Source organism: Streptosporangium sp. NPDC004379 (assembly GCF_042873875.1).
In the GTDB taxonomy this organism is placed as follows: domain Bacteria; phylum Actinomycetota; class Actinomycetes; order Streptosporangiales; family Streptosporangiaceae; genus Streptosporangium.
Genome location: NZ_JBIAMC010000015.1, coordinates 122,692 through 143,156, shown reverse-complemented (window position 1 = coordinate 143,156; position 20,465 = coordinate 122,692). Strand labels below are relative to the sequence as shown.

Below are 20,465 nucleotides of genomic sequence, written 5' to 3'. Positions count from 1 at the left end.
CTGTCCTTCACGCGATGAGAGCTGAGGCGGCCACCGGGCGGCGCCGCAGGCCGAGCCGTTCATAGATGCCGATGGCGACCGGGTTGTCGCTGTCGACCATCAGCGCGGCGCGGCCGCAGCCGGCGGCCAGCTCTTCCAGGACGAACCGGCAGACCCGTTCGGCGTGGCCGCGGCCGCGGTGCGCCGGGGCGGTGGCCACGCCGGCGACGAAACCCACCTGCGGGCAGGACCAGGCGTCGGCGGCGGTGGCGATCAGACGTCCCCGCTCGTCCCGCAGGCCCGCCCAGCGGCGGACACCGGCGACGCCTGGTCTGGCCCACGCCGACGGTGAGGCCTCGTCCAGCAGCGCGGTGACCTCGCCGTCGGCGTCGCCCAGCCACCGCACCGGGCCGTCACCGGTTTCCCCACCGGAGGCGGGCAGGGGCGGCCGGTCGGTGTCCATCCACTCGAAACCCACCGGCTCCACCCCCAGCGGGCCCGCCAGCTCGTCCATCAGCGGCCGCTCCCCCAGCAGCCGCCAGGAGGGCCCCAGCTGCGGCGCCAGGGACCGTACCAGGGAGGCGACCTGCGGCGCCGGGCCCCGCACCGCCATGCGGTCGCGCCGGTTGAGGTCCGGGCACGCCACCGCCAGCGCCTGGCCCCACGTCCAGGCCCGCACCCCCGCCCGTACGCCCTGCGCCGCCCACAGCAGCAGCGCGTCGGAGCCGCAGGCGGCCAGGACGTCGGCGGGGCGGATCAGCTCGGTGGCGGAGCCGGTCTGCCCGGCGGCGCCGGTGAAGGTCACAGGATCGCGCCGGGCCGGTAGGCGGCGGCGTGCGGATACCGGGTGGTGATCTCCTCGATGCGGGTGACGACGGCGCCGGTCTGCCCGGCGGCGGCGCCGGTGAACGCGATCCGCTCCGACAGCAGCCGCCGCAGCTGCGGCGCGTCCAGCGGGAAACGCTCGTCGGCGCCGAGGCGTTCCAGGAGTTCGTTGGCGCGGCCCCGCTCACGCATGGCCAGCGCCGAGGCCACCGCGTGTTCCTTGATGACCTCGTGGGCGCTCTCGCGGCCCATCCCGGCCCGCACCGCCGCCATCAGCATCCTCGTCGTCGCCAGGAACGGCAGGTAGCGGTCCAGCTCGGCGGCGATGACCGCCTCGAACGCGCCGAACTCGCCCAGTACCGTCAGCATCGTCTCGGCCAGGCCGTCGAACGCGAAGAACGCGTCCGGCAGCGCGACCCTGCGCACCACCGAGCAGGAGACGTCGCCCTCGTTCCACTGGTCGCCGGCCAGCTCGGCGGTCATGGAGGCGTAGCCGCGCAGCACGACGGTCAGGCCGTTGACGCGTTCGCAGGAGCGGGTGTTCATCTTGTGCGGCATCGCCGAGGAGCCGACCTGCCCGGGTGCGAAGCCCTCGGTGACCAGCTCGTGGCCGGCCATCAGCCGGATCGTCTTGGCCAGCGACGAGGGTGCGGCGGCCAGCTGCACCAGCGCGGTCAGCACCTCGTAGTCCAGGGACCGCGGATACACCTGCCCCACGCTTGAGAAGCGGCGGGAGAATCCCAGGTGGGAGGCGACGGCGTCCTCCAGGTCCGCCAGCTTCTCCTCATCGCCGCCCAGAAGGTCCAGCATGTCCTGGGCGGTGCCGACCGGTCCCTTGACGCCCCGCAGCGGGTAGCGGGCGATCAGTTCCTCCAGCCGGTCGAACGCCACCAGCAGTTCCTCGGCGGCGGAGGCGAATCGTTTGCCCAGGGTGGTGGCCTGGGCGGCGACGTTGTGGGAGCGGCCCGCCATCACCGTCGTCTCGTGTTCGGCCGCCCGCGCCGCCAGCGCCGCCAGCAGCGCCACGCAGCGGTCGCGCACCAGGAGCAGGCTGTCGCGGATCTGCAGCTGCTCGACGTTCTCGGTCAGGTCGCGGGAGGTCATGCCCTTGTGGACGTGCTCGTGCCCGGCCAGGGCGTTGAACTCCTCGATGCGGGCCTTGACGTCGTGGCGGGTCAGGCGCTCGCGGGCGGCGATGGAGTCCAGGTCCACCCGGTCGAGGACCTTCTCGTAGTCGGCCACGACGCCGGGCGGCACCGTGACGCCGAGGCGGGCCTGCGCCGACAGCACCGCCAGCCACAGGCGCCGTTCGGCCACCACCTTGTACTCGGGGGACCACAGCCGCACCAGTTGCGGTGAGGCGTAACGGGCGGCCAGGACATCGGGAATGGGCGGCTTCACAGTCACGGTGCCTCAGTGTATTGGCCCCCGCCGCGCCGCCCGGCGGCTCCCCCCGCCCCAGCTCCGGCAGGAGTCGACCGGAAAAACGGAAAAGCAGCGCGGCGGAGCCCCGCCGAAAAAGACGAGGCCCCGCCGCCGGGCCGCCTGGCGGCCCGGCCGCTCTCAGCCCTCCCGCGTGGCCGGCTGCAGACCGGCGGCGTCGTAGACCTTCAGCTCACCCCGGCCCCCGCTCTCACCGCCGCCGCGGCGGCGGCCCAGCCGCTCCTTGGCCCGCTCCAGCATCACATACAGCGTCGGCACCAGCACCAGCGTCAGGATCGTCGACGACACCAGCCCGCCGATCACGACGATCGCCAGCGGCTGGGAGATGAACCCGCCCGACCCGGTCAGCCCCAGCGCCATCGGCACCAGCGCGAACACCGTCGCGACCGCCGTCATCAAAATCGGCCGCAACCTGCGCCGGCCCCCCTCGACGACCGCCTCGACGACACCCAGGCCCTGGGCGCGATACTGGTTGATCAGGTCGATCAGCACGATCGCGTTGGTCACCACGATGCCGATCAGCATCAGCATGCCGATCAGCGCCGGAACGCCCATCGGCGTGCCGGTGGCCACCAGCAGCCCGATCGCGCCGGTCGCGGCGAACGGCACCGACACCAGCAGGATCAGCGGCTGGGCGAAACTCCGGAACGTCGCCACCATGATCATGAAGACGATCGCGATCGCCGCGAGCATCGCCAGGCCCAGCTGCCCGAACGCCTCCTCCTGGTCGGCGCTGACACCGCCCAGGCTCCACTGCGCGCCCGCCGGCAACGTCAGCCTGCCCAGCCGCTCGTTCAGCGCCGCCGTCACCGCGCCGACGTCCTGGCCGGTGGCCGTGCCCGACACCGTCGCGCTGCGCTTGGAATCGATCCGGGTGATCTGCGTCGGCCCCGCCGCCCGCACCACCCGCGCCACGTCGGAGACCTTCACCACCCCCGAAGCGGTCGGCAGCTTCAGCGCCCCGATCTCCTTCAGGTCCTCCGGGGCGTCACCGGAACGCAGGATCACATCCTCGCTGCGGCCCTCCACCGTGACCTGACCCATCGGCGCGCCCCGGAACCGCTGCGCCACCAGCTGGCCGATCTGCGTCTCGCTCAGCCCGCGCGCCGCGGCCTTCTGGCGGTCCACCCGCACCTCGACGCGCTCACCGCCGGCCTGCAGGTTGGACGAGACGTCCCGCAGCCGCCCCAGACCCGCCATCGCGGCGCGGACCTGCTCGGCCGCCGTCCTGAGCGCCTCGGTGTCGGGCGCCTGCACGATCACCTTCAGCTGGTCCGCCGAACCGCCCATTCCGCCCTGGGAGGCGCCGACCGTGACGTCGCCCGCGGCGTCGCCGAGACCGGCCAGCCGCTCACGCAGCGTCTCCTGCACCGCCTCGGCGTCGGCGTCCTCACGCAACGTCAGCGAGTAGGAGGCGCCGTCGCCCGACCCGCCACCGGCCGCACCGCCGAGGAACCCGCCGCCGGAACCCACCGTCACCTGGTACGACTCCACCTGCGGCAGCGATGTGATGACCTTCTCCACCTTCCTGGCCGCCGCGTCCGTGGTCGCCAGATCGGTGCCGGGCGGCATCTTCTGGCTCAGCGACACCGCGTTCCCGCCCGAGGCGCTCAGGAAGTTCGTCTCCAGCCGCCCCGCCAGGCCCATCGTGGCCGCGAACACCAGCAGGCCCACCACCAGCGTGATGAGGCGGTGCCCCGTGGCGAACCGCAGCACCGGCAGATACGCCCGCTGCAAGGGGCTGCGCAGCTCCTTGGCCTCGGCCTCCTCGCGCAGCCGCGCAATCTGCTGCGGATCGGCCTTCGGCGCCTTGAGGAACCAGTAGGCCAGCACCGGCACCGCCGTCAGCGACACCAGCAACGACGCCAGCAACGCCACCGTGACCGTCACCGCGAACGGCGCGAACAGCTGCCCCACCATGCCGCCGACCACCGCGATCGGCACGAACACCGCCACGGTCGTCAGCGTCGAGGCCGTCACCGCGCCGCTGACCTCCCGCACCGCCGCCAGCACCGCCTCCCCCTTGGGCTCGCCGTACTCCAGGTGCCGCTTGATGTTCTCCAGCACCACGATCGAGTCGTCCACCACCCGGCCGACCGCGATCGTCAGCGCGCCCAGCGTCAGAAGGTTCAGCGAGTAGTCCCCCAGCCACAGCGCGATCAGCGCGATCACCACCGACAGCGGGATCGACACCGCCGTCACCAGCGTCGAGCGGACCGACAGCAGGAACACCAGGATCACCAGGACCGCGAACGCCAGCCCCAGCAGGCCCTCGGTCGTCAGATCCTCGATCGAACGCTCCACGAACGGCGCCTGGTCGAACACCACCGTGATGGCCGCGGCGTCACCGACCGCCCGCACCAGCTCCGGGATCCTGTCACGCACCTCATGGGAGATCGCCACCGCGTTGCCGTCGGGCGCCATGGTGACCGACACCCCCAGGCTCGGCTCACCGCCGGTACGCGTCAGCGACGTCGCCGACTCCAGCGCCGGTTCCACCGTCGCCACATCCCCCAGCCGGACCGGCTTCGGCCGCGCCTGCGGAGCCGCCGCCGCACCCCGCTGAGCGCCCTGCGCCCCCTGGACGCCCTGCGCGCCGCCCTGCGTGCCCTGCGCCCCAGGGGGGACCGCCGTACGGCCCTGCGGCTGCGCCTGCTGCGGAGCCGCCGCGGCCGGCGCCAGATACAGATCCCGCAGATCCTCGATCGACGATAGGCGCCGGCCCACCTGAACCGTCATCGACCGCCCGTCCGCCACCAGGCTGCCCGCCGGGATCGGCTGGCCGTTGGCCCGCAGCGCGTCGGCGATCGCGGTCGCCGCGACCCCCCGGACCGCCAGCTTCACCGGATCGGGCGTGATGACCACCGTCTCCTTGCGCGTGCCCGTCACCGTCGCCTGCCGCACCCCGGCGATGCCCTGCAGCCGCGGCACCACCAGCCGCTCCAGCTTCTCGGTCATCGCCTGCTCGTCCCCGCCGGTGCCCACCGCCAGCGTCATCACCGGGATGTCGTCGGTGCCGCCCGACAGCACCTGCGGATCGACGCCCTCCGGCAACCGCGCCGAGATCCGCGACAGCGCCTGCTGCATCTTGGCGACCGAGTCGTCGACATCGGTGCCGTAGGCGAACGACACCTGCACCTGCGCCGACCCCTCCCGCGAGGTCGACGTCACCTCCTCCACCCCCGCAAGACCCTGGAAGGCGTCCTCGACGGGCGCGGTGACCTGCTCCTCCACGATCTCCGGGGACGCCCCCGGATAGGAGGCGACCACGAACGCCCCGGGAAACGACAACGACGGCAGCAACTGCTGCTTCAACGACGGGATCGCGAAAGCGCCGAACGCGCTCAGCACGACCGCGATCAGGATCACGAGGCTGCGGTTGGCGAGGCTCAACCTGGCCAGGGCGGTCATGGAGGACGGCTCCTAGGGGAAGATCACGGAGGTCACAGGGGAAATCCCGCCCCACACTAACACTTAGCCTCAGACGAATATTCAGCCCCATCCGATGTTCCTGATAACCTTCTCAGGAACCGAGAGGTGCACGTGAACGACGAACGCGACCAGCTGATCGACCGCATCGGCGCCACCCAGCGCGACCTGGGCCGCCTGATCACCCGGCACCACCACTCCCCCCTGTTCGACTCCAACCTCACCATGCGCCAGCTCAAAGTCGTCCTCATCCTGTCCTGCCAGGACTCCGCCTCCGCCCAGGACCTCGCCCACCACCTCGGCGTCGGCCCGGCCACCGTCACCGGCATCGTCGACCGCCTCGTCACCCACGGCCTGGTCACCCGCGGCGAAGACCCCCACGACCGCCGCGTACGCCGCATCCGGCTCACCCCCAGCGGCCGCGCCCTCACCGAGCAGATCGCCGACACCGGCCTCGCCGACTTCCACCGTCTCCTGCAGCGCCTGGACACCCCCACCCTCCACGACCTGGCCGCCGTCCTGGCCAAACTCCACACCGCCGCCCGCGCCCTGGCCACCGGCCACTGACCCGCCCCCTCCCATCCCGTCCGCCCCCGGAGAAAGAGCCATGCCCGCCTACCTGGAAACCCTCTTCTCCCTCACCGGCCGCACCGCCCTCGTCACCGGCGCCAGCTCCGGCATCGGCCACGCCATCGCCGAAGCCCTCGGCCGCGCCGGCGCCCGCCTCCTCATCACCGCCCGCCGCCCCGCCCCCCTCACCCGCGCCGCCGGCCGCCTCACCGCCCTCGGCATCCCCACCACCGCCATCCCCGCCGACCTCGCCGACCCCGCGGCCATCGACGAACTGTGCCGGCGAGCCACCGAAACCACAGCCGCCACCGCCGGCGACGGAGACGGCGGCGTCGACATCCTCGTCAACAACGCCGCCAACAACATCCGCCTCCCCCTCGACGACCTCACCACCGGCGACTACGAACGCACCCTCGCCGTCAACCTCACCGCCCCCTACCTCCTGAGCCGCTTCTTCGGCCCCCGCATGGCCGAACGCGGCTGGGGCCGCATCATCAACATCGGCTCCCAGCAGTCCCTGCGCGCCTTCGGCGACAGCGGCGCCTACGGCATCGCCAAAACCGCCGTCACCGGCCTCACCCGCTCCCAGGCCGAGGCCTGGTCCCCCCGCGGCGTCTGCGTCAACACCCTCATCCCCGGCTTCACCCTGACCCCCCTCACCCGCCCCGCCCAGGCGATCCCCGGCCGCGTCGAAGCCCTCGCCGCCCGCACCATGAACCGCCGCAACGCCGTCCCCGGCGACTACGCCGGCATCGCCGTCCTGCTCGCCTCCCCCGCCGGCGCCCACATCACCGGCCAGGCCATCTGCGTCGACGGCGGCTTCTCCGTCCACTGAGCGCGCGCCCGCCGGGCCGGCCCTCCGCCCTTACTGCTTATTTGTCCTTTTGTGTTGGATTTTTCATTATCCGATTGGCTTTACGAAGTAGATCACTTAATGCCTTCGAGGGAGCACCGGCCGCCCAGGTGTGAGACGCCCGCTGACGGGCAGCCATTCTGCGCAGCTCAGCGCCGCACGGCCGCAACCGCGCCCCCGCCGGGGATGCGGGCGGGACCCCGCGGCGCCGCGCCCCGCCCGCAGACCGCACCGTCCCCGGGCGGCGGGACTCCCCCGCCGCCCGCGGAACCCGCACCAGAAAAGAGGCACGGTGACCCAGCAAGGAAGCATCGACTCATCCGCCCGCCCGGATGCGGCGCCCCGGACGCGGCCCTCCTCCACCCCCGCCGTCCTGCCCGTCGGCGTGGAGGAGGAGTTCTTCCTCATGGATCCCGACACCGGGCAGACCGCGCCGCGCGCCTCGGCCGTCCTGGCGACCGTACGGCCCCGCCAGCGCGAGCTCACCCAGCGGGAGTTCACCACCTGCCAGGTCGAGATCGCCTCCAACCCCCACACCGACCTCGGCCTGCTGCGCGCCGAGCTGACCGACCTGCGCACCGAGCTGGCCCGAGCGGCCCGCGACGCCGGCTGCCGCCTCGTCGCCTCCGGCTCGGCGCCGCTGGAGCACTCCGCCAGCGGCGCCCGCCTCACCGACAACCCCCGCTACAAGTGGATGGCCCACGAGTACGGCGCCATGGCCCGCGGCGAGAACTGCTGCGGCTGCCACGTCCACGTCGAGGTGCCCGACCGCGAGGAGGCCGTCCAGGTCTGCAACCACCTGCGGCCCTGGCTGCCCACCCTGCTGACCCTGACCGTCAACTCCCCCTTCACCGGCGGCGCCGACAGCCACTACGGCAGCTGGCGGGCGATGGCCTTCTCCCGCTGGCCCAGCGCCGAGCTGCCGCCCTACTTCGAGACGGCCGCCGACTACACCGCCACCCTGCAGGCCCTCATCACCTCGGGCGCCATCCTGGACGAGGCGATGGTGTACTGGCTGGCCCGCCCCTCCCACCACCTGCCCACCGTCGAGGTGCGGGTGGGCGACGTGTGCGCCACGGTGGAGGAGTCGGTGGCCTTCGCCGCCCTGGTGCGCGCCCTGGTGACGACCGTGCTGGGCGACATCCGCGCCGGGGTGCCCGCTCCCCGGCCGCACGAGCCGCTCCTGCACGCCGCCTACTGGCGGGCCGCCCGCGACGGCCTGGAGGGCCAGGGGCTGGAGCTGACCTCCGCCACCCTGGTGCCGGCCGGGCGGCTGGCCGAGCAGCTCCTGGAACGCGTCCGCCCGGCCCTGTCGGCCGCCGGCGACACCGACACGGTCGTGGACTACCTCTCCCGGCTGCGCGAGACCGGTTCCGGGGCGGCCCGGCAGCGGGCCGCCTTCGCCGAGCGCGGCAGCTTCGCCGACGTCGTGGCCGCACTGAGCCGGCAGACCGCGCCGCTGGCCGGCTGAGCGCCACCGCCCGGGACGATGACCGGGGGCGATGGCCGGCCGGCCATCGCCCCACCCTGGGCCGGGGCGGCGGCGGGGGTTCACGCGGCCCCGGGGACGACCTCCGATCCCCCGATGATCAGGGCGATGCGGCCTCCCCCGGCCGGGGCCCGCCGCCGGACGCCCCAGGCCGTCCCGCGGGCCGTACAGGCCCGCGGGACGGCCTGGGGGCCGCACCTTCTTTCATTCTCATTATCGATAGTGATAACGTCTTAGGGTGAGATCTTCTACAGAGCGCTGGGCCGAGCTGGCGCTTCACCCCGTGCGCATCCGCATCCTGGGCGCCGTGGCCGGCGGACGCCGCACGGCCACCGATCTGGCCGGCCTGCTGCCCGGCGTGCCGCAGGCCACGCTGTACCGGCAGATCGGCACGCTCGCCAAGGCGGGCCTGCTGCAGGTGGTGGAGGAACGCAAGGTCGGAGGGGCGACGGAGCGGGTGTACGCGGTACCGCAGGACGGGGTGACACTCACCGCCGAAGCACTGGCCTCGGCGACCCCGGAAGATCACGCACGGTACTTCACCGCGTTCGTCAGCAGCCTGCTGTCGGAGTTCTCGCGCTACCTCGCCAGGGAGCACATCGACCTGGCGGCCGACGGCGCCGGCTACCAGCAAATGGTGCTGCACCTGAACGACGAGGAGTTCATCCGCTTCGCACAGGGATTCACCGAGCTGGTCCGGCCCCTGCTCGCGAAAGAGCCGCAACAGGACCGCACGCCCCGGCTGCTGGCGACGATCCTCCTCCCCCTGACGAAAGGCTGACCCATGGCGGCAGTAATGATCACCGACCGTTCGATCACCATCGAGTTCGGCCCGTGGGAGCGGTTGTTCACCGGCCGCGCCCGGCACACGATCCCCGTGACGGCGGTGCGCCGGGCGAGTGCCACGGACCACCCGCTGCGCGTCCCGCGCGGGGCGAGGAAGGGCCTGACCGTCTCGGGCCACACCAAGATCGGCACGTGGGGCCTCTTCGGCGGCCCGCGGCAACTGGTGTCGGTCAGCCGCCGCCTGCCCGGAGTGCACCTGCTGCTGGACCGCGGGAGCTCCGGCGGCGAATTCGACGAGGTCGTCATCTCAGCCCCCGACGCCGCCCATCTCGCCGAGACCATCAGGGCCGTGGCCGCATGAGCGGCATCGAGGTCCGCGACCTGACCAAGCGATACGGCTCGCTCACCGCCGTCGACGACCTCAGCTTCACCGTCAGACCGGGAGCGGTCACCGCCTTCCTCGGCCCCAACGGGGCCGGCAAGACCACGACCATGCGCATGATGATCGGCCACGTCGCGCCCACCCGCGGCGATGTGACGATCGGCGGACGACGCTACCGCGACCTCCCCCGCCCGACCACCGTGGTGGGCGCGGCCTTCGACTCCGCCTCCTTCCACCCGCGGCATTCGGCCAGGGACCACCTGAACATCTACGCCGCGATGGGCGGATATCCCACCGGCCGGGCCGAGGACCTGCTCGGCCTCGTGGGCCTGACCGGATCCGCCGGACGCAGGACGGGCGGCTTCTCCACCGGCATGCGCCAGCGGCTCAACCTGGCCACCGCCCTGCTGGGCGACCCCCGCGTCCTGCTGCTGGACGAGCCGGGCAACGGCCTGGACCCCCAGGGCATGGCGTGGCTGCGCTCGTTCCTGCGCGCCCTGGCCGACGAGGGCCGCACGATCCTGGTCTCCAGCCACGTGCTCAGCGAGGTGCAGCAGGTCACCGACGACGTGGTGGTCATCGGGCGGGGACGGCTGCTGGCCGCCGGCCCCCTGCACGAGCTGTCCGGTACGGCGCAGGACGTCCTGGTGCGCACGCCCGACGCCGCCGAACTGCGCCCGATCCTGTCACGCCAGGCCCACCGGGTGGACACGACCGGCCCGCAGGACCTGCGCGTCCGCGGCCTCGGCCCGGACCGGATCGCCGCACTGGCCGCCGCTCACGGGTTACGCGTCCACGGCCTGACCGTCGAGCACCGCACCCTGGAGGAGATCTTCCTCGACCTGACCGGCGAACGGACGGATGCATGAAACCCCTCATCAACGCCGAGTTCCGCCGGCTGCTCGCCACCCGGCTGTGGGTCGCCACCCTGCTCGCGGCCGCCCTCCTCGGCGGCGGCCTGATCGGCCTGCTCGCGCTCATCGGACCGGAGAACTTCGACCCCCCGATGCCGGGACTGCACACTGAGGCCGGGGTACGGGCCGTCCTCGGCTTCCTGGGGTTCACCACCTTCGTTCCCGCCGCGATCGGCACCCTGGCGCTGACCTCGGAATACCGGCACCGGACCGTCGGCTTCACGTTCCTGTTCGCCCCGGACCGCCGGCGGGTGCTGGCCGCCAAACTCCTCACCCACGGCCTGGCGGGCATGATCTACGGGCTCGTCCTGTCGGGCACCGCCGCTGCGGCGCTGTTCGGCGCGGCCGCCGCCCGCGGCGTCGATCTGGGACTGCCCGCCGGGACCATCGCCGGGCTGCTGGCCCGCCTGGCGGTCGCGATGGCCGCCTACACGCTGCTCGGCGTGGGCATGGGCGCGCTGATCCGCCACCAGGTCGCGGCGTTGTGCGTGGTGATCGGCTATCTGTACGGCGCGGAGCTGCTGCTCATCATGATCCCTGGCGTCCGCGGCCTGTACCCCTGGCTCCCCGGCGGCGCGACCGCGGCCCTGACCGACTTCACCGCCGTGACCGACGCACTGGCCCAGCAGCTGTCCAGCGAGCCCGTCCGGCTGCTGCCCCCCGTGGCCGGTGCGCTGATCCTGCTCGGTTACACCGCGCTGGCGAGCACGGCCGCGCTGCTCAAGCCCTTGCGCCGCGACATCTCCTGAAAGGGGTCGCGCCGGCTCCGCCGCCCCGGTCCCGGGCCGGAGGCGACCGGCGGCCCGGGACACGTCCGCCTCGACGCGGCCCCGGCGAGCCCGGTGGAGGTCCTCCCCGGGACCGCCTGAGTCCCGCCCGGACCCCACCCGGAGACCACACCGCGCATTTTGCACCCTTTGACCGAGAATCTCCGTATGCCTCCGGGGATCTCCCGGTGGACGAGGAGAGTATGACTGATCTACCCTTCCGGTATGACCAAGCGGATCACCATCTCCCTCCCCGACGACCTCGCCGACGAGGCCCAGGGCTCCGGCAACGCCTCCGGCTACATCGCCGGCGCCCTGCGCGAACAGCGCCGCATCCGCGACGGCATGGCCGCCCTGGAACGCCTGTGGGGACCCGGCTGGGCCGACGGCATCAGCGACGCCGACCGCACCCGCGCCAGCCGCCTGTTCGACACCCCGCCCGACCAGCCCCGCACCACAGCCGCACCCCACACCACCCGCCGCCCCTCCCAGGACGTGGCGTGAGCACCGAACCCGAAGGACTCACCGGCCACGTCCTCGACTACGACGCCCTCTGCCACCTCCTGGACGGCAAAAGCGACTACGGCCGCGAGATCGTCCGCCAGTCCGTCCTGCGCAACACCACCCTGCTGCTGCCCGCACTGGCCGCCCAGTGCGCCGCCGCCCTGCGCCCCGCCCAGACCGAGGCACTGCTGGCCGTACCCGTCATCACGATCGGCGCCCTCACCGCCGCCGACGTCGCCGCCACCACCCGCCTCGGCCCCGCCCTCACCGCCCCCTCCCACCGCCGCCCGCCCGCAGGCGAACGCGACGCCGCCCTCGTCGCCGCCCTCACCGCCGTCCACGCCGTACTGCTGGCCGAATCCCGCGGCGGATGGCGCATCGTCACCCCCGCACCCCACCTGTACGACGGCGCCCCCGGCGTCCGCCTGGAGATCCTCCCCTGAACACCACCCCACCCACAGCGCCCGCCGACCCGCCGGGATTCGAGCTGCCCCTGCGGCTCCTCCTCGGCTTCCGCGTCCTCATCGACGACCTGCACGCCGAACTCGCCCGCCAGGGCCACCCCGACCTGCGGCCCATGCACGGCTTCGTCCTGCAGGCCATCGGCCGCGGCCCCACCACCGCCGCCGACCTCGGCCGCATGCTGGGCATCTCCAAACAGGCCGCCGGCAAGACCATCGAGGCCCTGCGCACCCTCGGCTACGTCGAACGCGGCCACGACCCCGGCGACGCCCGCCGCAAAGTCGTCCGGCTCACCCCGCGCGCCATCGACGGCCTGACCCGCTCGGAACGCATCTTCGACGAACTACGCGCCCGCTGGGCCGCCGTCATCGGAGCCGAACGGCTGCGCGCCCTGGAGAGCGACCTGCGCGCCCTGACCCCCGGCGACCTCTTCCGCCTGGACGTCCCCGGCTGGTTCGGCGACCGGCACTGACCCGCACTCACCCGCACCGGCCCCACGGCCGCCGCCACCCACCGCCCCGCCTCCGGCCGCCCCCGGCCGCTCACGCCGCGGCGGCCACCGGGCCGGAACGGTCGACCGCCACCCGCACCGCCACCGCGGCCAGCACCGTCCCCGTCAGATAACGCTGCACCCGCGCCCACACCGGCCGCCGCCCCACGAACCCCGCGATCGACCCCGCCGACACCACGAACAACGCGTTCACCGACACCGCGACGGCGATCTGCACCAGCCCCAGCACCAGGCTCTGCGCCGCCGCCCCACCCCGCGCCGGATCCACGAACTGCGGCAGCAACGACACGTACAACACCGCGATCTTCGGATTGAGGAGATTCGTCACCAACCCCCCGGAGAACAACCGCCCCGCCCCCTCGGCCCGCACCGCCTCCCCCTGCGCCACCGCACCGCCCAGCATCGGCGCCGCACCGGGCCGCACCACCCGCCACGCCAGCCACAGCAGATACGCCGCCCCCGCGAACTTCACCGCCGCATACAACGCCGGCACCACCGCGAACACCGCCGCGATCCCCGCCACCGCCGCCACCAGATACACCCCGAACCCCGCCGCGACCCCCGCCAGCGCGATCAGCCCCGCCCGCCGGCCCTGCGCCACCGACCGCGACACCAGATGGACCATGTTCGGCCCCGGCGTCAGCACCATGTCCAACGCGACCCCCGCGACCCCGATCACCGCACCCGTGGAAACCATGACCGCATCCTCCCCCGCCCCCACCACCGGCGAGAACGGCCAATCCCGCCAAGTGGCCCGCCCCGCCGCACCACCCGGCCCCGTCCGGCGGTTTCACCCACGCCCCGCCGTGGCAGGCTCACTGCCATGGACGAGGAATGGGACCTGGTGGTCATCGGAGGCGGCCCCGCCGGCTCGGCCGCGGCCCTGCAGGCCCGCGCACTCCGGCCCCGCGCACGCATCCTGCTGCTGGACCGCGACGACTTCCCCCGCGACAAGGCCTGCGGCGACGGCATCGCCGCCCACGCCCGCGACGAACTCGCCCACCTCGGCCTGGCCGGCCTCATCGACGACTACCGCCCCACCCCCCGCCTGGCCGTCATCTCCCCCGGCGGCGCCCGCGTCGAAGCCACCGCCGCCCGCCCCAACCACGTCGTGCCCCGCACCGTCTTCGACGCCCGCCTCATCGACGCCGCCCGCGCCCGCGACATCGACGTCCGCCGCCACCGCGTCCGCACCCTCACCACCCGAGACGGACTCCCCCTCATCGACGGCGCCATCACCGCCCGCACCGTCATCGCCGCCGACGGCGCCAACTCCACCGTCCGCCGCCTCCTCGGCCTGCCCGCCTCCCCCGACCGGCACACCGCCCTCGCCGTACGCGGCTACGCCGACGTCCCCCCCGACGACGACACCCAGCTCATCGCCATGCAGAAAGACGGCTGGCCCGCCTACGCCTGGTCCTTCCCCATCGGCGACGGCACCGCCAACGTCGGCTTCGGCATGCTCCTGCCCCGCCTGCGCGCCACCGGCCTGCCCGGCCGCCAGGTGCTCCACGGCCGCCTCGCCGAACTCCTGCCTCACCTGCCCGCCCGCGACCTGCGCGCCCACCACCTGCCCCTGTCCCCCGGACGCCCCCGCCCCGGAGCCGGCCGCGTCCTCCTGGCCGGCGACGCCGCCGGCCTGATCAACCCCCTCACCGGCGAAGGCATCTACTACGCCCTCGCCTCCGGCCGCCTGGCCGGACAGGCCGCCGCCCACGCCGGCACCGACCCGCTGACCGCCTACCGCCGAGCCCTGCGCACCACCCTCGGACGGCACCTGCGCACCACCGACGCCCTGTCCCTGGCCGCCCAGTCACCCGCCTTCATCGACGCCGCCGTCACCACCGCCGCCCACCGCCCCGAAGTCTTCGACCTCCTCGTCGAGGTGGGCCTGGGCGCAGGCACCGTACCGGCGCCACTGGCCTGGGCCGTGGCCCGCCGCTGGCTGGCCGCATCCCTGCCCCTGCCGGGGCGGCGCCACCGCGCCTCCTGACCGGCCCGCACCCGGCACGGACGACCCTCCCCCACGGCCCACCCGGCCGTCACCGGGAAAACCACGGCCCGTACAGGACCTCCCGCGCCGGAGGCTCACAGCAGGCGCACCTCACGCGACACCGCCGCCGGGGCCAGGAAATCCAGCATCCGCATCCCCTCCCCCTCCAGCTCCGCCCGCGCCGCCGCCGGCACCGGCCCGAACAGCTCCACCTCCAGCACCGCCGCACCCCGCGACCGCCGCACCGCCCACATCCCCCGCACGAACCCGTCCACCAGCACCGTCGCCCTGATGATGCCGTTGACGGTGAACACCCGCCCCCGATGATCCTCGGCCATCATCCGCGTGCGCGTCCGCTCGGCGAACGACAGCAACGTGTTGTCGAACTCCGCCAGATAACGCACCGGCGCCACCACGTCCGGATCGGGCCGCGGCGCCTCCGGCAGGTCCACCAGCCGCGCCCCGTCCACGGTCACGAACGACCGCAGCCCCATCCCCTCCACCACCTCGCCCAGCCGGGTCAGGCCCGACCACTGCTGCAGGTCCATCACCGTGGCCGGGCCGTAGGCGGCGAGATACCGCCGCACCATCCCCGCCAGGGCCTCCCGCCCGCCGGCGCCCTCCAGCGGGCGGCCCAGCCACGCCTCGGCACTGGTGTGCGCGGGCTTGCCGCCCACCCCCCAGATCCCCCGCGGCGGCACCTGCACCAGCGCCACCCTCGCCCGCACCAGATGCACCAGATCCGCCGCGGCCACCTGCGGCCACCGCTCCCGCAACAGCGACCCCAGCTCGGCGAAGGTCAGCGGCCGCTCCTCCACCAGAGCCCGCCCCGCCTCCTCCGCCTCCGCGACCTCCAGCCCGGCCAGCCTCCTGCCCACCGGGCCGCGCAGCACCCGGTCCAGCACCGGCTGCAGCAGCGGACGCAACGCCAGGCAGTCCTCGGCGGCGACCAGATGAATGGTCGAGCGCATCAGCGCCAGCCGCACCACCCGCCGCTCCCGCAGCAGATCCGACAGCTCCTCATGGGTGAACCCCGCAAGCCGCGACCACAGACCCACGTACGGCGGATCCGGCGCCTGCGCCTGCATGCCGTACAGGTGCCGCACCGCCTCCAGCGCCGTCAGCGGCGAGCGGCGCAGCAGCAGCTGCCGCTCCAGCGTGGCCCGGTTCAACGCGCGGACGCCGAGCACCTCGGGCATGGAAGGCCCCTTCTCCGTCGGAGGACACGAAACCCGCACCCTACCAGAACGGAATAATTCGTTCCAATATGGGCGCCTCACCCCTCACACCGGCCCCAACGCCCGATACAGCGGCGGCGACTCCACCACCACCCGATCACCGGCCCGCACCAGCCCACCGGCCACCACCACACCCATCACCCCCGCCCGCCGCACCACCCGGCCCTCCCCGTCCCGCCCCACCACCCGCGCCAGCAACCCCGGCCTAAACGCCTCGATCTGCGCACACGGATTACGCAACCCCGTCACCCGCACCACCGCCTCCTCCCCCAGCCGCAGCAACGCCCCCTGCGGCAACCCCAGCAGATCCACCCCGCGCGTGGTGACGTTCTCCCCCAGCTCACCCGCCCCCACCGAGAACCCCGCCGCCCGCAACTCCTCGTGCAACTCCGCGTGGATCAGATGAACCTGACGCAGATTCGGCCGGGAAAGATCCCGCGCCACCCGGGAGCGATGCCTGACCGTCACCCCCAGATGCGCGTCCCCCTCCACCCCCAGACCCTCCAGCAGCCGGATCGCCGGCTCACACCCTTTGCTGAAGGTGTGCTCCGGACCACGGCTCACCGCGGTCACGCACGCCTCGCCCATCGCCCGCTCCTCTCGTGGAGGGTCTTTCCGCTTTTCATGATCATTTTTACACGGAAGCCGCTGCCTTTACGATGTAGATCAGAAAGAGTCGCGGCCGATCCGGTACAGCACATGGCGGCGCAGCGGGCTGCCGGCGGGGACGTTCGGATGGTCGAAGTCGTCGGCCGCGTCCCGCCTCATGCCCAGCCGCTCCATCACCGCCCGCGACCGCAGGTTCCCCTCCGCCGTCATCGACACGATCTCCCGCCGCCCCGCCGGGCCGAACCCGTACGCGAGCGCCGCCCGCGCCGCCTCGGTGGCGTAGCCGTGCCCCCAGGCCCGCCGGGCCAGCCGCCAGCCCACCTCCAGCGCCGGGGTGAAGTGCGCCTCGAACCGCTGCCACGCCAGCCCGGTGAACCCGATGAACTCCCCCGTCGCCCGCACCTCCAGCGCCCACAGGCCGTAGCCGTGCTCGTCGAACGCCGCCTCGATCCGGCCGACCATCGCGTCGGACCGCTCACGCGTCAGCGGCGCGGCAAACCACCGCATCACCTCGGGGTCGGCGTTCAGCTCCGCGAACGGCTCCAGATCCGCCTCCCGCCACCTGCGCATGACCAGCCGTTCCGTCTCCACGTGCCCCTCCCCCGCTCCGGCGGCGTCCTCGCGGCCGCACAGCGCAGGAGCATACGCACGCCCGCCCGCACCGGTCGGCGCGCGCTTTTCACGGACCGCCGCACGCACCCCGCCGGCCCGCCGGCACCGTGCCGACCTGCGGACACGGGGCGGACACGCGGCGGACGGCGATCCGGCCCCGACACGCCACCGCATCATCGCGGAATAACCTCCGCCGGACGTCGGTTACAGTAATCGTGCCGATGTGGTTTGTGTCCCCCGGGCCGCAAATTACCGCCTTCACGGAATACCGTTCGGCTGGAGCCGTGTTGTGCCTCTCGCCGAGGAGGCGACCGCCACATCGGCACCAAACGTCCCGCCCCGCGAGCGCTCCGGCGCCGCGGGGCGGTTCCTTTTCCCCTCACCCCCGCGTTCCCGGACCACACGCGGCCCTCCTCCCATCCGCGACGCGCGGCGGAGAAGGACGGATGGCTTTGCCTGCGCCCTTGGAGAAGGGCTACAAACATGGGGACCCCGCTTGTGCGGGTGCGCACAGCCGCCGGCCGCCGGGACACCGCCTAGGGTGGTGAAACCCGTCCTGCAAGAGGAGAGCCCGTGCTCTACCGCCTGACCAAGATCGTCAGCGCCCCCTTCCTGCACCTGCTGTGGCCGACCACGGTCACCGGGGCAGAGCACGTACCCGCCTCCGGGCCGGCCATCCTGGCCTCCAACCACCTGTCGGTCCTCGACTCCACCTTCCTGCCCCTGGTGCTGCCCCGGCAGGTGCGCTTCGTCGCCAAGGCCGAGTACTTCACCGGCAACCCCGTCACCGCCGCCTGGATGCGCGCCACCGGGCAGATCAGCATCGACCGCCAGAGCCCCACCGCCGCCCAGGACATGCTCGACGCCGCCGCCCGGGTGCTGCGTGACGGCGAGCTGTTCGGCATCTACCCCGAGGGCACCCGCTCGCCCGACGGCCGCCTGTACCGCGGCAAGGTCGGGGTGGCCTGGCTGGCCCTGGAGACCGGCGCGCCGGTGGTCCCGGTGGGCATGACCGGCACCGACAAGGTGCTGCCCATCGGCGCCTCGGTGCCCAAGCTCGGCCGGATCGGCATCCGCATCGGCAAGCCGCTGACGTTCACCGGCTCGGCCGCCAGCGCCCGCGACCGGCGCCGGGTGACCGACGACGTCATGGCGGCCGTCCAGGAGCTGTCCGGGCAGGAGTACGCCGGCGGCTACGCGCCCAGCCGCAGCGCCGGCTGACCGGCCCCGCCCGCCGCCGCACCCCTCCCGCTCCGCCGTACCTCCGCCGCGCCCGCGGCGGCGATCTCCGGGGCGGGGCCCGTTCACGGCCGGGCCCGCCCGCGCCGGACGATAGGCTGTGGCCCCCAGGAAACCGGATCCGACGGGGGGTGGCCGAAGGTGCCACGCGGCAGGACGATCGCGATCACATCGGCGGCGGCGGTTCTGGTGGCCGCGGGCGGCGGTGCGGGCGCCTGGTGGCTGCTGCACACCCGCGGCACCCCGCAGGAGACCGCGCAGCGCTTCACCCGGGCCTGGCAGGGCGGTGACCTGGCCGCCATGCGCGCCGAGCTCGGCAAGGCCGACCCCGCCTTCGAGGCGACCTACCGCGCCATGGCCGACAAGCTCGGCGCCGAACGCACCGAGGTACGGCTCGGCCAGGTCAGCCGGACCGGCGACGAGACCGGCCGGGCCGGCTACACCGCCACCGTCACGCTGAAGAGCGGCGGCCGGTGGAGCTACTCCGGCGCCCTGGAGCTGGCGGTCGTCGACCGCAACTGGCGGGTGGCGTGGTCGCCCGCCGCCGTCCACCCCGATCTGGCCTCGGGCCGGTCGTTCGCCCTGGCGGCCCGCTGGCCGAAGCGGGCCGGGATCACCGCCGCGGGCGGTGAGCGCATCGACGACGGCTCGGCGGGCGGCTCGGTGCAGCAGCTCGTCGGCTACCTCGACAAGGCCACCGCCAAGGAGGCCAAGGCCCTCGGCGCGCCGTACGCCGCCGGGGACACCGTCGGCAAGGACGGTCTGCAGCTCGCCTTCCAGCGGCGCCTGGCCGGCGTTCCCGCCACCGAGATCCGGATCGTCGACTCCGGCGGCAAGACCGTCAAGAAGGCCGGTGAGATCGCCGGCCGCGACGGCGAGCCGCTGCACACCAGCCTGGACCTGCGCGTGCAGCGCGCCGCCGCCGACGCGGTGCGCGACCTGAAGAAGACCGCCTCCCTGGTGGCGGTCAAACCCTCCTCGGGGGAGATCCTCGCCGTCGTCAACAACCAGGGCGGCTTCAACCGCGCCCTGATGGGCAACTATCCGCCCGGCTCCACCCTCAAGGCGGTCACCGCGGTGGCGCTCCTGGCCGAGGGCATGAACCCGGGCGACCGCACCACCTGCCCCAAGGACGTCAAGGTCGGCGGCCTGCCGATCCGCAACTCCCACCACGCCGGCTACGGCTCGGTGACCCTGTCGGACGCCTTCGCCTACTCCTGCAACACCACCTTCGCCCCGCTGGCCGCCCAGCGGCTGGGCGCGGCCAAGCTGCTCAAGACCGCCGAGCTGTTCGGCTTCAACACCCCCCTCGACATCGGCGTCCCGGCCGCCAAGGGCTCCTTCCCCCGGGCGGCGAGCGACGCCGAGCTGGCCGCCGAGTCCTTCGGCCAGGGCCGCGTCACCTCCAGCCCGCTCATGGTCGCCTCGGTCGCCGCGGCCCTGGCCGACGGCTCCTGGCGTCCGCCGACGCTGGTGCCCTCCGTCAAGCAGGAGGCCGCGCCGCGCGAACTGCCCGACGGGGTCGTCCCCGGCATGCACAAGATGATGTCGGCGGTGGTCACCAAGGGCACCGCCAAGGACGCCCGGCTGCCCGCCGGCACCCGCGGCAAGACCGGCACCGCCGAGTACGGCCCGCAGGACGACCTGAAGACCCACGCCTGGTTCATGGGTTTCCGCGGTGACCTGGCCTTCGCGGTGATCGTCGAGGAGGGCAGCGGCGGCGGGACCGTCGCCGCCCCGGTGGCGGCCCGCTTCCTGCGCGCCCTGGACTGAGCCCATCTGAACCCGGCATGGAGCCGCTGGAGCCGCCGCCCCTTCCCCTGCCCAACGCCATGGCCGGGCGGATGACCGCACGACGGC

At 73.6% G+C, this 20,465-nt stretch carries 20 protein-coding genes; 13 read left to right on the top strand and 7 right to left on the bottom strand.

The features are described from left to right. Positions 1 to 7 precede the first annotated feature (7 nt). From ACFYSC_RS28380 to ACFYSC_RS28370, 3 genes are all read right to left on the bottom strand, one after another. On the bottom strand, positions 8 to 784 hold the full coding sequence (locus tag ACFYSC_RS28380; RefSeq protein WP_389967772.1) for a GNAT family N-acetyltransferase: 777 nt from the start codon (positions 782 to 784) through the stop codon (positions 8 to 10). Next, positions 781 to 2,211 carry an adenylosuccinate lyase gene (gene purB, locus ACFYSC_RS28375; protein WP_389967770.1) on the bottom strand — a complete coding sequence of 477 codons (1,431 nt, stop codon included), beginning with the start codon at positions 2,209 to 2,211 and terminating at the stop codon, positions 781 to 783. The genes ACFYSC_RS28380 and purB overlap by 4 nt, the downstream gene beginning before the upstream one ends. Positions 2,212 to 2,367: 156 nt before the next feature. Further along, entirely contained in the window at positions 2,368 to 5,658 is a 3,291-nt protein-coding gene (locus tag ACFYSC_RS28370) for an efflux RND transporter permease subunit (protein WP_389967768.1), read from the bottom strand. 126 nt (positions 5,659 to 5,784) lie between these two features. Here ACFYSC_RS28370 and ACFYSC_RS28365 point away from each other — a divergent pair, with 126 nt between their 5' ends. The 10 genes from ACFYSC_RS28365 to ACFYSC_RS28320 all read left to right on the top strand — a co-directional run bounded on the left by ACFYSC_RS28365 (position 5,785) and on the right by ACFYSC_RS28320 (position 12,875). Next, positions 5,785 to 6,243 (top strand): MarR family winged helix-turn-helix transcriptional regulator, encoded by a 459-nt coding sequence (locus ACFYSC_RS28365; protein ID WP_389967767.1) that lies wholly within the window; start codon positions 5,785 to 5,787, stop codon positions 6,241 to 6,243. A 40-nt stretch (positions 6,244 to 6,283) separates the two neighbouring features. Beyond that, positions 6,284 to 7,081: an SDR family NAD(P)-dependent oxidoreductase gene (locus ACFYSC_RS28360; protein ID WP_389967765.1), complete on the top strand. Its 798-nt coding sequence runs from the start codon at positions 6,284 to 6,286 to the stop codon at positions 7,079 to 7,081. A gap of 310 nt (positions 7,082 to 7,391) precedes the next feature. Then, on the top strand, positions 7,392 to 8,570 hold the full coding sequence (locus ACFYSC_RS28355) for a glutamate--cysteine ligase (RefSeq protein WP_389967763.1): 1,179 nt from the start codon (positions 7,392 to 7,394) through the stop codon (positions 8,568 to 8,570). Positions 8,571 to 8,826: 256 nt separating this feature from the next. Beyond that, positions 8,827 to 9,369 (top strand): helix-turn-helix domain-containing protein, encoded by a 543-nt coding sequence (locus tag ACFYSC_RS28350; RefSeq protein ID WP_389967761.1) that lies wholly within the window; start codon positions 8,827 to 8,829, stop codon positions 9,367 to 9,369. Between the two features lie 3 nt (positions 9,370 to 9,372). Then, the gene (locus ACFYSC_RS28345; protein ID WP_389967759.1) at positions 9,373 to 9,735 is read left to right on the top strand and encodes a hypothetical protein; all 363 of its coding nucleotides are present in this window, start codon (positions 9,373 to 9,375) and stop codon (positions 9,733 to 9,735) included. After that, entirely contained in the window at positions 9,732 to 10,625 is an 894-nt protein-coding gene (locus ACFYSC_RS28340) for an ABC transporter ATP-binding protein (RefSeq protein WP_389967757.1), read from the top strand. The genes ACFYSC_RS28345 and ACFYSC_RS28340 overlap by 4 nt, the downstream gene beginning before the upstream one ends. Beyond that, the gene (locus ACFYSC_RS28335) at positions 10,622 to 11,419 is read left to right on the top strand and encodes an ABC transporter permease (protein ID WP_389967755.1); all 798 of its coding nucleotides are present in this window, start codon (positions 10,622 to 10,624) and stop codon (positions 11,417 to 11,419) included. Before ACFYSC_RS28340 ends, ACFYSC_RS28335 begins: the two co-directional genes overlap by 4 nt. Before the next feature lie 243 nt (positions 11,420 to 11,662). Then, positions 11,663 to 11,941 carry a hypothetical protein gene (locus tag ACFYSC_RS28330; protein ID WP_362938005.1) on the top strand — a complete coding sequence of 93 codons (279 nt, stop codon included), beginning with the start codon at positions 11,663 to 11,665 and terminating at the stop codon, positions 11,939 to 11,941. Next, positions 11,938 to 12,384 carry a hypothetical protein gene (locus ACFYSC_RS28325; RefSeq protein WP_362938008.1) on the top strand — a complete coding sequence of 149 codons (447 nt, stop codon included), beginning with the start codon at positions 11,938 to 11,940 and terminating at the stop codon, positions 12,382 to 12,384. Before ACFYSC_RS28330 ends, ACFYSC_RS28325 begins: the two co-directional genes overlap by 4 nt. After that, the gene (locus ACFYSC_RS28320) at positions 12,312 to 12,875 is read left to right on the top strand and encodes a MarR family winged helix-turn-helix transcriptional regulator (RefSeq protein WP_389967752.1); all 564 of its coding nucleotides are present in this window, start codon (positions 12,312 to 12,314) and stop codon (positions 12,873 to 12,875) included. Before ACFYSC_RS28325 ends, ACFYSC_RS28320 begins: the two co-directional genes overlap by 73 nt. Positions 12,876 to 12,945: 70 nt before the next feature. Here ACFYSC_RS28320 and ACFYSC_RS28315 read toward each other — a convergent pair whose 3' ends face one another. Further along, positions 12,946 to 13,611 (bottom strand): LysE family translocator, encoded by a 666-nt coding sequence (locus tag ACFYSC_RS28315; RefSeq protein ID WP_389967751.1) that lies wholly within the window; start codon positions 13,609 to 13,611, stop codon positions 12,946 to 12,948. A gap of 126 nt (positions 13,612 to 13,737) precedes the next feature. On the opposite strand from ACFYSC_RS28315, the gene ACFYSC_RS28310 reads away from it, so the two are divergent. Next, positions 13,738 to 14,907 carry an NAD(P)/FAD-dependent oxidoreductase gene (locus tag ACFYSC_RS28310; protein ID WP_389967749.1) on the top strand — a complete coding sequence of 390 codons (1,170 nt, stop codon included), beginning with the start codon at positions 13,738 to 13,740 and terminating at the stop codon, positions 14,905 to 14,907. A 95-nt stretch (positions 14,908 to 15,002) separates the two neighbouring features. On the opposite strand, the gene ACFYSC_RS28305 is transcribed toward ACFYSC_RS28310, so the two are convergent. The 3 genes from ACFYSC_RS28305 to ACFYSC_RS28295 all read right to left on the bottom strand — a co-directional run bounded on the left by ACFYSC_RS28305 (position 15,003) and on the right by ACFYSC_RS28295 (position 17,345). Further along, complete coding sequence (locus ACFYSC_RS28305; protein WP_389967747.1) at positions 15,003 to 16,106, bottom strand: winged helix DNA-binding domain-containing protein; 1,104 nt, start codon at positions 16,104 to 16,106, stop codon at positions 15,003 to 15,005. Positions 16,107 to 16,190: 84 nt separating this feature from the next. After that, positions 16,191 to 16,733 (bottom strand): MOSC domain-containing protein, encoded by a 543-nt coding sequence (locus ACFYSC_RS28300; protein ID WP_389967745.1) that lies wholly within the window; start codon positions 16,731 to 16,733, stop codon positions 16,191 to 16,193. Positions 16,734 to 16,811: 78 nt separating this feature from the next. Continuing rightward, complete coding sequence (locus ACFYSC_RS28295; protein WP_389967744.1) at positions 16,812 to 17,345, bottom strand: GNAT family N-acetyltransferase; 534 nt, start codon at positions 17,343 to 17,345, stop codon at positions 16,812 to 16,814. 594 nt (positions 17,346 to 17,939) lie between these two features. Between ACFYSC_RS28295 and ACFYSC_RS28290 the strand changes: the two genes are divergently transcribed. Beyond that, on the top strand, positions 17,940 to 18,587 hold the full coding sequence (locus ACFYSC_RS28290) for a lysophospholipid acyltransferase family protein (protein ID WP_389967743.1): 648 nt from the start codon (positions 17,940 to 17,942) through the stop codon (positions 18,585 to 18,587). Between the two features lie 159 nt (positions 18,588 to 18,746). Next, positions 18,747 to 20,378 carry a penicillin-binding transpeptidase domain-containing protein gene (locus ACFYSC_RS28285; RefSeq protein WP_389967742.1) on the top strand — a complete coding sequence of 544 codons (1,632 nt, stop codon included), beginning with the start codon at positions 18,747 to 18,749 and terminating at the stop codon, positions 20,376 to 20,378. Positions 20,379 to 20,465: the final 87 nt, after the last annotated feature.

What these genes read in the sequence shown, in the direction of transcription:
- ACFYSC_RS28370 (WP_389967768.1), bottom strand. Translation starts at nt 5,658, where the DNA reads ATGACCGCCCTGGCCAGGTTGAGCCTCGCCAACCGCAGCCTCGTGATC.
- ACFYSC_RS28360 (WP_389967765.1), top strand. Translation starts at nt 6,284, where the DNA reads ATGCCCGCCTACCTGGAAACCCTCTTCTCCCTCACCGGCCGCACCGCC.
- ACFYSC_RS28345 (WP_389967759.1), top strand. Translation starts at nt 9,373, where the DNA reads ATGGCGGCAGTAATGATCACCGACCGTTCGATCACCATCGAGTTCGGC.
- ACFYSC_RS28340 (WP_389967757.1), top strand. Translation starts at nt 9,732, where the DNA reads ATGAGCGGCATCGAGGTCCGCGACCTGACCAAGCGATACGGCTCGCTC.
- ACFYSC_RS28335 (WP_389967755.1), top strand. Translation starts at nt 10,622, where the DNA reads ATGAAACCCCTCATCAACGCCGAGTTCCGCCGGCTGCTCGCCACCCGG.
- ACFYSC_RS28330 (WP_362938005.1), top strand. Translation starts at nt 11,663, where the DNA reads ATGACCAAGCGGATCACCATCTCCCTCCCCGACGACCTCGCCGACGAG.
- ACFYSC_RS28320 (WP_389967752.1), top strand. Translation starts at nt 12,312, where the DNA reads ATGGCGCATCGTCACCCCCGCACCCCACCTGTACGACGGCGCCCCCGG.
- ACFYSC_RS28315 (WP_389967751.1), bottom strand. Translation starts at nt 13,611, where the DNA reads ATGGTTTCCACGGGTGCGGTGATCGGGGTCGCGGGGGTCGCGTTGGAC.
- ACFYSC_RS28310 (WP_389967749.1), top strand. Translation starts at nt 13,738, where the DNA reads ATGGACGAGGAATGGGACCTGGTGGTCATCGGAGGCGGCCCCGCCGGC.
- ACFYSC_RS28305 (WP_389967747.1), bottom strand. Translation starts at nt 16,106, where the DNA reads ATGCCCGAGGTGCTCGGCGTCCGCGCGTTGAACCGGGCCACGCTGGAG.
- ACFYSC_RS28300 (WP_389967745.1), bottom strand. Translation starts at nt 16,733, where the DNA reads ATGGGCGAGGCGTGCGTGACCGCGGTGAGCCGTGGTCCGGAGCACACC.